Annotated in this window: 12 protein-coding genes; 5 read left to right on the top strand and 7 right to left on the bottom strand. The window is 62.2% G+C overall.

Annotation, left to right across the window (positions count from 1 at the left end; all coding sequences use genetic code 11):
* Positions 1–45: 45 nt before the first annotated feature.
* From dapF to ACN50D_RS03480, 4 genes are all read right to left on the bottom strand, one after another.
* A complete protein-coding gene (gene dapF / locus ACN50D_RS03495; RefSeq protein ID WP_211920275.1) occupies positions 46–915 on the bottom strand; it encodes a diaminopimelate epimerase in 870 nt (289 codons plus the stop codon).
* 32 nt (positions 916–947) lie between these two features.
* Entirely contained in the window at positions 948–1619 is a 672-nt protein-coding gene (locus tag ACN50D_RS03490; RefSeq protein WP_054826587.1) for a class F sortase, read from the bottom strand.
* Between the two features lie 84 nt (positions 1620–1703).
* Positions 1704–2639: a tRNA (adenosine(37)-N6)-dimethylallyltransferase MiaA gene (gene miaA / locus ACN50D_RS03485; RefSeq protein WP_042450669.1), complete on the bottom strand. Its 936-nt coding sequence runs from the start codon at positions 2637–2639 to the stop codon at positions 1704–1706.
* Positions 2627–3388 (bottom strand): class III extradiol dioxygenase subunit B-like domain-containing protein, encoded by a 762-nt coding sequence (locus tag ACN50D_RS03480; protein WP_211920277.1) that lies wholly within the window; start codon positions 3386–3388, stop codon positions 2627–2629. The genes miaA and ACN50D_RS03480 overlap by 13 nt, the downstream gene beginning before the upstream one ends.
* Before the next feature lie 139 nt (positions 3389–3527).
* Between ACN50D_RS03480 and ACN50D_RS03475 the strand changes: the two genes are divergently transcribed.
* Entirely contained in the window at positions 3528–4913 is a 1386-nt protein-coding gene (locus ACN50D_RS03475; RefSeq protein WP_003942193.1) for a DUF349 domain-containing protein, read from the top strand.
* A gap of 94 nt (positions 4914–5007) precedes the next feature.
* Here the strand turns inward: ACN50D_RS03475 and ACN50D_RS03470 are convergent, their stop codons facing one another.
* Both ACN50D_RS03470 and miaB read right to left on the bottom strand, forming a co-directional pair.
* The gene (locus ACN50D_RS03470) at positions 5008–5598 is read right to left on the bottom strand and encodes a hypothetical protein (protein ID WP_003942155.1); all 591 of its coding nucleotides are present in this window, start codon (positions 5596–5598) and stop codon (positions 5008–5010) included.
* Complete coding sequence (miaB, locus tag ACN50D_RS03465; RefSeq protein ID WP_211920589.1) at positions 5595–7142, bottom strand: tRNA (N6-isopentenyl adenosine(37)-C2)-methylthiotransferase MiaB; 1548 nt, start codon at positions 7140–7142, stop codon at positions 5595–5597. The genes ACN50D_RS03470 and miaB overlap by 4 nt, the downstream gene beginning before the upstream one ends.
* A gap of 231 nt (positions 7143–7373) precedes the next feature.
* Here miaB and gluA point away from each other — a divergent pair, with 231 nt between their 5' ends.
* The 4 genes from gluA to ACN50D_RS03445 all read left to right on the top strand — a co-directional run bounded on the left by gluA (position 7374) and on the right by ACN50D_RS03445 (position 10729).
* Positions 7374–8102: a glutamate ABC transporter ATP-binding protein GluA gene (gene gluA, locus ACN50D_RS03460; RefSeq protein ID WP_007735175.1), complete on the top strand. Its 729-nt coding sequence runs from the start codon at positions 7374–7376 to the stop codon at positions 8100–8102.
* Between the two features lie 124 nt (positions 8103–8226).
* The gene (locus tag ACN50D_RS03455; RefSeq protein ID WP_003942146.1) at positions 8227–9057 is read left to right on the top strand and encodes a glutamate ABC transporter substrate-binding protein; all 831 of its coding nucleotides are present in this window, start codon (positions 8227–8229) and stop codon (positions 9055–9057) included.
* 98 nt (positions 9058–9155) lie between these two features.
* Positions 9156–9836 carry an amino acid ABC transporter permease gene (locus ACN50D_RS03450; RefSeq protein ID WP_003942105.1) on the top strand — a complete coding sequence of 227 codons (681 nt, stop codon included), beginning with the start codon at positions 9156–9158 and terminating at the stop codon, positions 9834–9836.
* On the top strand, positions 9833–10729 hold the full coding sequence (locus tag ACN50D_RS03445) for an amino acid ABC transporter permease (RefSeq protein WP_003942215.1): 897 nt from the start codon (positions 9833–9835) through the stop codon (positions 10727–10729). The genes ACN50D_RS03450 and ACN50D_RS03445 overlap by 4 nt, the downstream gene beginning before the upstream one ends.
* 115 nt (positions 10730–10844) lie before the next feature.
* Here the strand turns inward: ACN50D_RS03445 and recX are convergent, their stop codons facing one another.
* Complete coding sequence (recX, locus tag ACN50D_RS03440; RefSeq protein ID WP_054825713.1) at positions 10845–11423, bottom strand: recombination regulator RecX; 579 nt, start codon at positions 11421–11423, stop codon at positions 10845–10847.
* Positions 11424–11428: the final 5 nt, after the last annotated feature.

Below are 11428 nucleotides of genomic sequence, written 5' to 3'. Positions count from 1 at the left end.
ACGGTGCATCCGTATTTCCTGCAGGCGTATTTCCCGCGGGCGATATCACACGAGCGATTGCCACCAGGCATCGCTGATCGTCCCGTTCGCCACCAGAACCGAGGGCCCCCGCAACGACCCTTTGCCGCCTTCGACGGTGACCTGTACCTCGCCGCCGAGCACGCGCACCAGTACCGAGCCTTCATCGCGGCCGTCGTACCTCAGCGCCGCGGCCGCCGCTGCGACCGTTCCGGTTCCGCAGGAACGAGTCTCGCCCACACCACGCTCGTGTACGCGCATGTGGACCCCACCGTCGTGGATCGGCGTCACGATCTCGATGTTGACCCCGTGCGGGAAGAACCCGGGATCGAAGCCCGGAGAAACACTCAAATCGAGCGCACTCAAAACTTCTGCCGTCACGTGCTCGTCGACACACGCCAAATGCGGATTACCGACGTCGATGCCGACGCCGGCGAAGACGCGGCCGTCGATTGTTGCCGAACTGGTGCCGAGGTCCTTGATCGGGCCCATCGCCACAGTCACGTCACCATGTGTGGCGTCGTAGCCGTGCACCACGACCGGACGCGCTCCGGCGCGGCTGCCGACCACGAACTCGTCCTTGCTCTCCAAGCTCGAGGCCTTGAGATAGTGGGCGAATACGCGAACGCCGTTTCCGCACATCTCGGCGATGGAGCCGTCGCTGTTGCGGTAGTCCATGAACCAGTCTTCGGCAGCGACGCCGTCGGGCAGCGCACCGAGCACGCCCGCGTCCGCAAGTGCGCCTGCCCGGGCGACACGAAGGATGCCGTCGGCGCCGAGGCCACGCTGACGATCACACAACGCTGAAACTCGCGCCGGCTCGAGATCGATCCGAACGTCGAGGTCAGGGAGAACAACGAAGTCGTTCTGCGTGCCGTGGCCCTTACTGAAATCCATGGTCGCCATCCTATCCGGACCTACCGAGCGACTTACGCAGGTGACGCGGTGACCACGACGTTCTGTTCGTACGTGAAGCCGGACGGCAACGAGGGGTCGGGCACGGTTGCGCCGCCGCAGGTCACCAGGACAAGCCTGGGCGCACCGGATTCGGAGAAGAACTCCGCAGGCAAAGCCACCTTTTCGTACAACTTCAGGCTCGCTGCGTGATAGGTGAACATCGTTCCGGTGTCGTCACTGACATAGATCGGTGTTCCGGGCTTCATCTGGTGCAGCGCCCACAAGGCGCCGTGCGTGCGGTCACCGTCGTCGACGTGGCCGGCAACAAGATTGGTACCCTCCGAAGATCCGAACTGCACGCCGTTGGTGAAATGCGAAACCTTGTCAGGATGCGGAAGGATCATTCCGCGGTTGGCGCCGAACCCACTGGTCACGATGTCGGCTCGCACATCCAGATCGGGAATCGCGAGCATGTTCGGCGGCAGATCCGTTGGCGCAGGCGCCCACGTCGCCCCTGGATCGGTTGGGGCTCCCACGTCGAAGGGCGCTTCGGGAACAGGTGCGCTGATGGGCTTCCCGGCCGCACTCACCGCAAAGTAGATCAGTACCCCGCCGACCGTGAGAAATGTGACGAGCAGAAGAACCAGCGGTAGCCGACCCGCGCGTCGACGTTTCGGATGCGCATGCGCCGCGGTCTGCGTCATGCTCGTTGACCTCCAGTTCATCGCTCGCGAAACCGATCGATCGCGAAATAGCTAACTGTAAGATAGCTGATCGGCGCGATCGTGTTACAGACCGCGATCTGCGAGCGCAGCGAAGGCGGAGTTGGGCAGCTCCGGATCGGCACCGTCGAGCCAGTGCACGCGTGCGTCACGACGGAACCATGATCGTTGTCGGCGAACATAGCGCCGTGTCCCGATGAACGTCCGTTCGAGTGCTTCGGCCAGATCGTATTCACCGTCGAAATGTGCGAGCACCTGTGCGTAGCCGATGGCTCGCGGCGCGGTGACGCCATCACGCAATCCTTGCTCGACGAGCACGGCAACTTCGTCGACAAGTCCGTCTGAAAACATCAGCTCTGTTCGCAACCGAATCCGGGCGTCGAGTTCTTCCGTATCCCGATCCACGCCGAGAATGCGGGTTCCCCATCGAGGGTCACCGATCTGCGGCGCCGAGGCCGCGAACGGCAGACCTGTCAGCTCGACGACCTCGAGCGCCCGAACCATCCGCCGACCGTCCGTCGGCAGTATCGACGCCGCTGCTACCGGATCAGCAGCAACCAGCGCCGTATGCACCGCACCGACCCCACCGTCGGCCAGCACTGCCTCCCACTTCGCACGAACTTCGGGATCCGTTGCCGGAAAGGACCATTCGTCGAGTAGAGACTGGACGTACATCATGGATCCGCCGACGATCACCGGAACCTTGCCCGCCACGATCAGATTCTCGGCGATCGCGATCGCGTCGCTTTGATAACGCGCGACGGTGGCGGTCTCCTTCACGTCGAGAACGTCGAGCAGGTGATGCGGAATCCCGCGACGCTCGGCCGGCGTCAGTTTGGCGGTCCCGATATCCATGCCGCGATAGAGCTGCATCGCGTCGATGTTGATGATTTCACCGCCGAATTCCTCGGCCAGTGCCAGCGCGAGATCGGACTTTCCCGACGCTGTCGGACCGACAACTGCGATCGGGCGAAGTTCTTCAGGGACGTTCACGGCCGCCACGTCCCGACGTGGTAACCGACGCCGAACGGCGCATCGCTGTAGTCGACCGTCGCGCGAGGATGGGCCGACCGAGACGAGCCCGTAAAGACACCGGCCAGGACCTGCCACGCCGCGCGCCCCTGGGCTCCGACACTGCGGCAGAGCCGGGGATCGAGAGCAAGAAGCGCCTCCGGGTCACCGGCCGTCAGGGCGTCGTCGATGGCCGACTGCACACCCGCGGCGCGCTCGTCGAAGCTTCCTGGCGCCTTTGCCGTCAGCGTGGACGCACCGTCAGCAACGATCAGAAGCCCTTGCGGTCGGTTGTCGCTGTCGAGTTGCTTGCGCAGCTGCTGCCCGAATTCACGACATTCATTCGCCGACGCCTTTGCACTGACGACGTGCATGTCGACGGTTATCTCCACGTCTGTTCGGCCACGCAGCCAGCCGGCAACAAGGGCGCACAGTTCGAGAGATGGCACCGGTTCGCCTGCCGCATCCGCGTCCAGTGACGTCCGGACATCGGCGCCGAATCCAGCGAACGTACCGATCTGCCCACGTCCGACGCCCGATCGCCAGAGTTCGCCTGCTGCATTCTTGGGTCCTGCATTCTCGAGGCCGACACCGACGCCCACCCAGTGAACCGCCTCGTGAGAGAGCCGGCGCACGGCGGCTATCGCTGTAGCGCGCACCTGAGCGGACTCGGCCGAATCACCGGACAATTCCGGCACGAGTAACGGCGCCGAGGGGACGAGAACAGCGGAAGTCAACACAGTTGCCACGCTAGTCGACCCCGAGGTGGCGACCTCACACCCTCTTACCTGATTCAATAGTCGGAGAACGTGAGTACCGGGTTCAATGGAACCAGGAATGCGATCAGGCAGCCGTGACGCGCGGCAGAGACGAGGACCGATGACCGAGAACAGTGAACCCACCACCGGCGCCGACAGCAGTTCGGCCAGCCCGAGCCCGGCAGCACCCAAACCCGGCGCTCCCAAACCTGGTGGACCACGCCCCGGTGCGCCCCGCCCCGGAGCACCTCGCCCCGGACCAGCAGCCTCGCATGCCGTCACCGCCGCACCGGCCAGCGACCCCAGCAAGTTCGGACGCGTCGAGGAAGACGGAACCGCCTGGGTGAAGACCGCTGACGGTGAACGTCAGATCGGTTCGTGGCAGGCCGGCGACGCCACCGAGGGCCTCGCCCATTTCGGTCGTCGCTACGACGACCTCGCGACCGAGGTCTCGCTACTCGAGGCGCGACTGACGTCGGGCGCCGGAGACGCCAAGAAGACCAAGGCTGCCGCCATCGCTCTGTCCGAATCCCTCTCGACCGCTGCAGTGATCGGTGACCTCGACGCTTTGGCTCGCCGACTCGACGTGATCGTTGCCGGTTCCGACGAGGCCGCAGCGCACGCGAAGGAAGAGAAGGAACAGTCGCGCGCGGCAAGCACCGCCCGCAAGGAGGCCCTCGCAGTCGAGGCCGAGCAGATCGGCTCGGAGTCGACCCAGTGGAAGACCGCGGGTGATCGACTGCGCGAGATTCTCGACGAGTGGAAGACGATTCGCGGAATCGACCGCAAGGTCGACGACGCACTGTGGAAGCGTTACTCGAAGGCTCGTGAGTCCTTCAACCGACGACGTGGAGCCCACTTCGCCGAACTCGACCGGGATCGTGCGAGCGCCCGTTCGACGAAGGAAGAACTGGTCGAGCGCGCCGAGAAGCTGTCGACCTCCACTGAATGGGGACAGACCGCCGGGGAATTCCGCGATCTGCTCAGCGAGTGGAAGGCTGCCGGCCGCGCACCGCGCGAGGCCGACGACAACCTGTGGAAGCGCTTCAAGGGCGCTCAGGATGTGTTCTTCGCCGCGCGCAACGCTGCTGCATCCGAGCGCGATGCCGAATTCGAGCAGAACGCGGTTGCAAAAGAGGAGCTGCTCGCTGCCAATGCGAACATCGATCCGGCACACGGACTCGAGAACGCCCGCGCAGCGCTTCGCGACCTGCAGGAGAAGTGGGACGCGATCGGCAAGGTGCCGCGCGACCGAATGCAGGAACTCGAAGCGAAGCTCCGGGCCATCGAAACCAAGGTGCGCGACGCGGTCGACGCCGAGTGGCGTCGCACCGATCCGGAAGCACTTGCCCGGGTCGCGCAGTTCAAGGAGCGGGTGAGCCAGTTCGAGGAGCAGGCCGCCAAGGCTCAGGCTGCCGGCAAGACAAAGGACGCCGAGAAGGCTCTCGCTCAGGCCAAGCAGTGGCGTGAGTGGGCCGAAGCTGCCGAAAGCGCCGTCAACGAGTAATCGACGACGAGCTGTAAAGACAACAAAAACGCCGGCTGACTCCGAAAGGAGTCAGCCGGCGTTGTCTTGTGCTTTGGACGGACGGCCTGCTGTGTCAGCCGACGTTCCATTCCTGATGCTTCTCGGCTTCGGCCGCAGCGATCCGGCGTTGCTCCTCGGCAGCGAGCTGAATGTTGGTTCGTGTCCAGACCACCTTGAGCCAATGGAACGTCAAGAACACGACGGCAAACCATCCGATGATCAGCCCGATCGACGGTCCTGCCACATTGAAACCGGCGGGAATGGTCTGACGCGACCAGACGGCCATCATGCCGAGAGCGCTCGCCACGGCACTGCCGGCGAGTGCGACCCAGGCCAGACTCCAACGCCGCGTGACCAGCGCGAGCATCGAGAATCCGATGCCGAAGATGACGACGAACCACACGAACAAGCGTGAGAACAGTGCAATCCGTTCGGTTTCCGCGTCCTGGTTGTACGCGAGCACATCCCAGCCGTTCGCAACTCCCGCATGGGGCAGTGCAAGGGTGCCGACAAGCACGAGCACCGCAACCGCGACAACCATGGCGCGCACACCCGGATCGATTTCTCCCGCGACCTTGCGTTCCGCGTCGTCGAGATCCTTGCGGTAGCCCTCGAAGGCGTCGTCGCCCGGCTGTGGTGTCGTGTTCTCGTGTTGCGAGGTCATGTGTTGCATCCCATCTGGACGGGTTGTGGGGCCGGGGCACCGATCTTCGGTAGTCCGAGACCTACGCCGATGGGCGGGGTCTTGGGTGTGATGCCCTTTTCGAACGAATCACCGGCGCGGGTCCGACGGTGCGTGAGCACTCCGTCATCTGCCACGAGGTGATGAGGGGCTCCGTGGGTGACGACGACCGTCACCACGTCACCGGGTCGGATTGTGCCGTCGAGGTTTCCCTCGGGGCGGAAATGCACCAGGCGGCCGTCTCGCGCGCGACCACTGAGACGTTGAGTCGCCGCGTTCTTCCGACCCTCCCCCGCTGCCACCAAGAGTTCGACCTCGGTGCCGACGAGCTTGCGATTTTCCTCGATGTTCACTTCTTCCTGAACGGCGAGCAATCGCATGTAGCGTTCCTGGACAACCTCTTTGGGAAGCTGATCGGCCATCTCCGCCGCCGGCGTGCCCGGGCGCTTGGAGTACTGGAAGGTGTAGGCGTTGGAGAATCGCGCCTTACGCACGACGTCCAGCGTCTCCTCGAAATCCTCCTCCGTCTCCCCCGGGAACCCGACGATGATGTCCGTGGTGATGGCGGCGTGCGGCATTGCGGCGCGCACCTTCTCGATGATCCCGAGGTACTTCGACTTGCGGTACGAGCGCTTCATCGCTTTGAGAACCTTGTCCGAACCGGACTGCAACGGCATGTGCAGCTGCGGGCAGACGTTGGGAGTGGTTGCCATCGCTTCGATGACGTCGTCGGTGAATTCTGCCGGGTGCGGCGATGTGAACCTCACCCGTTCGAGGCCGTCGATGTGTCCACATGCCTTCAAGAGGGAGGCGAAGGCTCCGCGATCGCGCGGTTGTTCCGGATCGGCGAACGACACGCCGTAGGCATTGACGTTCTGTCCGAGCAGGGTTACTTCCGAGACACCCTCGTCGACGAGTGCCTGCACCTCGGCCAGAATGTCGCCGGGACGTCGATCCACTTCCTTGCCACGCAAGGCCGGAACGATGCAGAACGTACACGTGTTGTTGCAGCCCACCGATATGGAAACCCAACCTGCATAAGCAGATTCGCGTTTGGCTGGCAGTGTCGAGGGAAACGCCTCGAGCGCGTCGAGGATTTCGACCTCGGCGCGCTGATTGTGACGCGCACGGTCGAGCAGCGCGGGAAGCGAGCCGATGTTGTGAGTGCCGAAGACGACGTCGACGAACGGCGCCTTCTTGACGACGGTGTCGCGATCCTTTTGCGCCAGGCACCCGCCGACCGCGATCTGCATGTCGGGGTTCGCCTCCTTGTTCGGGGCGAGCTGGCTGAGGTTGCCGTACAACTTGTTGTCCGCGTTCTCGCGGACCGCACACGTATTGAAGACGACAAGATCAGGATCGGTTCCGGTCTCCGCCTTCGAATACCCGGCGTCCTCGAGCAGACCGGACAGTCGCTCGGAATCGTGGACGTTCATCTGACAGCCGTACGTCCGCACCTCGTAGGTGCGAACAGACTTCGCCGTCGGCTCCGGAACTGCAGTCGGCTCCGGAAGTGCAGGGGACATTTCGTCGATCAGTGACACGCTTCAGCCTAGCTCACGTCCACTACGACGTGTAATAACGCCCTGATAAACAGCCGAAACGCGACATAAACGTCGTCACAGTAAAATTTCCATTACATATGGCAAGAACCATGGCGAAATCACGGGCGTCGACGCAAACTACGCCTAAGGTTCTCGTTTATGACCCAAGCCGACGATGCGACGACGCCGACCACCTCCGGCGATTCCACATCCATGATTTCGATGACCTCGGTGAACAAACACTTCGGGGAACTTCACGTCCTGCAAGAGGTCAATCTCGAAGTACCCAAGGGCCAAGTGGTGATCGTCCTCGGTCCGTCGGGCTCCGGTAAGTCGACTCTGTGCCGCACCATCAATCGCCTGGAACCCATCGACTCGGGCACCATCGCCGTCGACGGCAAGACGCTCCCCGAGGAGGGCAAAGCACTTGCCGCACTTCGTGCCGACGTCGGGATGGTCTTTCAGTCCTTCAACCTGTTCGCACACAAGACGATCCTCGAGAACGTCATGCTCGCACCGATGAAGGTCCGCAAGGCGAAGAAGGACGAAGCCAAGAAGACGGCGCAGGCATTGCTCGAGCGCGTCGGTATCGCCAATCAGGCCGACAAGTACCCGGCGCAGCTTTCCGGCGGTCAGCAACAGCGTGTCGCGATTGCTCGCGCTCTTGCGATGCAGCCGAAGGTGATGTTGTTCGACGAGCCCACCTCCGCTCTCGACCCCGAGATGGTCAACGAGGTTCTCGACGTCATGACTTCCCTCGCCAAGGAAGGCATGACCATGCTCGTGGTCACGCACGAGATGGGATTCGCCCGCAAAGCCGGCGATCGTGTGCTGTTCATGGCTGACGGCCAGGTCGTCGAAGACACCACGCCCGAAGAGTTCTTCACCCATCCGAAGTCGGATCGGGCCAAGGACTTCCTCGGCAAGATCCTCACTCACTGATCACAGTCCCCTCCGACAGTCCTGTCCTCGTCCACAAGACAACTTGCTCGACTGCACCGTTCACCTCGGCTGCACCGTTCATCTCGACTGCACCGTTTGTATGTCGACAACTGAGAGGATCTTCATGAAGATCAATCGCTCCGTCCGTTTCGGAATCGGAATCATGGCTATCGCGTTCGCTGCCACGGCTTGTGGTGGAGGAGAAGAAAAGAGCGCATCGCAGAGTGCTGCCGACGGAACGCTCACCGTCGGTATCAAGTTCGATCAGCCCGGCCTCGGTCAGCGCAATCCGGACGGGACGTTCTCCGGCTTCGACGTCGAGGTAGCCCGGTACATCGCCAACGAACTCGGCGTGAAGCCCGAAGGAATCACCTTCAAGGAATCACCGTCAGCCCAACGCGAGACCCTGATCCAGAACGGCGAGGTCGACTACATTGTGGCCACCTACTCGATCACCGACGCACGCAAGGAAAAGGTCGGCTTTGCCGGTCCGTACTTCATCGCCGGCCAATCGCTGCTCGTTCGCTCCGACAACACCGACATCACCGGTCGCGATTCTCTCAGCGGCGGCAAGAAGCTCTGCTCGGTGACTGGCTCCACTCCGGCTCAGAAGGTCAAGGACTCCGTACCTGACGTCCAACTTCAGGAGTTCGACACCTACTCTGCTTGTGTCGAAGCACTGCGCAACGGCGCTGTCGACGCAGTCACCACCGATGACATCATCCTCGCTGGTTTTGCCGCACAGTACCCCGGCCAGTTGAAGGTCGTCGGAGAACCGTTCACAACGGAAAACTACGGCGTCGGCCTGGCCAAGGACGATTCCGAGACCCGAGGCAAGATCAACGACGCCATCGAGAAGATGATCTCCACCGGCGCATGGGAAGAAGCCTTCAACAACACCGTTGGCGCTTCGGGCTACCCCATCCCGGCGCCGCCCACCGTTGATCGTTACTGACCTGCTTTTTTCACCGTCAATCTCGCTGCGGCTCCCACTTCGGGAGCCGCAGCGCGTGACGCCACCAACGGAGATCCCGTGATCTGGGGAGACGGCAAGTGAACCTTCTGAGCAAGTACGGCGACCAGCTTCTGGAAGCCTTCTGGACCACGATCCAGCTGACATTTTTCTCCGCGATCGGCGCTGTCATCATCGGTGTGCTGATCGCGGCGATGCGCGTGTCACCGGTCCCGGTCGCCCGATTCCTGGGCGCCGCGTACGTGACCGTGTTCCGCAATACCCCCCTCACACTGATTCTGTTGTTCTGTCTGTTCGGTCTTTCGCAGACGCTCGGAGTCAACCTCGCCAAGTCGGATTCGCCGACTTTTCTGGTGGACAACAACTTCCGACTCGCCGTACTCGGCCTCAGTGTCTACACCGCCGCGTTCGTGTGTGAGTCACTTCGATCGGGAATCAATACCGTTCCGGTCGGCCAGGCCGAAGCGGGCCGATCACTCGGTCTGTCGTTTGCACAAAATCTTCGGCTGATCGTCCTGCCTCAGGCATTTCGCGCGGTCACAGCACCGCTGGGTAGCGTGCTGATCGCACTGACCAAGAACTCGACCATCGCCGCGGTGATCGGCGTATCCGAAGCGTCAGCGCTGATGAAGAAGATGATCGAAAACGAAGCGGCGATCTTTGTCGTCGGTGGAATCTTCGCTGTCGGTTTCGTGATCCTGACACTTCCCATGGGCTTGATCTTCGGCAAGCTGAGCAAGCGATTCGAGGTTTCACGATGAGCAACCGCGCAACAGTCCTCTACGACGCGCCAGGTCCGAGAGCGCGAAATCTCTACCGATTCGCGTCCCTTGTCGTCGCTGCACTCATGGTCGCAATCGGTTACGTCATCTACCGCGCACTCGACGAAAAGGGCCAGCTGACAGCAGCGAAGTGGGATCCGTTCCTCGAATCCACGTCGTGGACAACGTATCTGATACCCGGCATCCGAGGAACGCTGATCGCGGCTGCGATGTCCATCGTCTTCGCGCTCATCCTCGGTTCTGCACTGGGTATCGGCCGACTCTCCGAGCACAACATCATTCGGAAGATTTGCGGCGTCATCGTCGAATTGTTCCGAGCAGTACCGGTTCTGATTCTGATGATCTTCTCGTATCAGGTGTTCGCCGAATACGAGGTCTTCAAGTCCAAGTACCTCGCACTCGCGGCAGTCGTCGTGGGTCTGACTCTGTACAACGGTTCTGTGATCGCCGAGATCGTCCGTGCCGGAATCAACTCACTCCCACGAGGGCAAAGTGAGGCCGCCAAGGCACTTGGTATGCGCAAGACGCAGATCATGGTGACGATCCTGCTCCCCCAGGCGGTTACCGCCATGCTCCCGGCCCTGATTTCACAGATGGTCGTGGCGTTGAAGGACTCCGCCCTCGGTTACCTGATCGGGTATGTCGAGCTGGTGCGTCAGGCCCAACAGCTCGGCACCTTCTACGGAAACTTCCTGCCGGCGCTCATCGTGGTCGCAGCGATCATGATCGCTCTCAACTCGGCTCTGACCTTCCTGGCAACCAAGGTGGAGAAGCGCCTGCGGTCCGGGAAGCGAAAGGGCAAGGGCCCCATCGCGACTCCGTCCGCCGACCCAGCTGTTTCGGTTCCGGGTATGGACCTGACCAAGCCGTGAATCAGATGGAGCCGTGAGTCGAATCCAGCCGCGTTAGCGCGAATACACAACAGGGCGGGGGTACCACCGAATTTCGGTGGTACCCCCGCCCTGTTGTTCTGAATGCTGCACTTCTCTACGAGTCGGTGACCGCCGCCATCTCGGCTTTGACCACCTCGTACGACATCCCCGCTGAATATCCCTTGCGTGCCAGCATCGAGACCAGTCGACGCGTGACCTTGTCGCGATCATCGACGGGCTTGTTCTTCAGCTTCCGCCGAACCAGCTCCGCTGCTCGCTCGCGTTCATCTTCCGGATCGATCTGTGACAACGCTTCGGAAGCGGTGTCCTGGTCGATTCCTTTGAGCCGCAACTCGACTGCAAGCGCACGCTTTCCCTTGCCCGAGTACGTATGCCGCGAATGAACCCACTGGTTCGCGAAGTCCGCGTCGTCGATCAACCCGATTTCCTGGAGTCGATCGAGGACCTTGGCAATGATCTCGGGCTCGAAGCCGCGTCCGCTCAGCTTGGTTTCCAGCTCGGAACGACTGCGCGCCCGGTCGGTCAGGAGGCGCAGGCAAGCATCTTTGGCCTGCGCCTCCGTCCCACCTTCTGCGCGTTGCGACGGCTTCTCGGATCGTTGACGGGATCGACGCCGAGGAGCGCCGTACTCTTCACGAGCATTCTCGCCGTTGTCACCGTCGTCGAAGCTCATGACTG

This window comes from Rhodococcus sp. SB1D, assembly GCF_048573875.1.
GTDB lineage: Bacteria > Actinomycetota > Actinomycetes > Mycobacteriales > Mycobacteriaceae > Rhodococcus_F > Rhodococcus_F qingshengii.
Note: the sequence above shows the minus strand (reverse complement) of the source record. Positions and strands in the feature narration are given on the sequence as shown.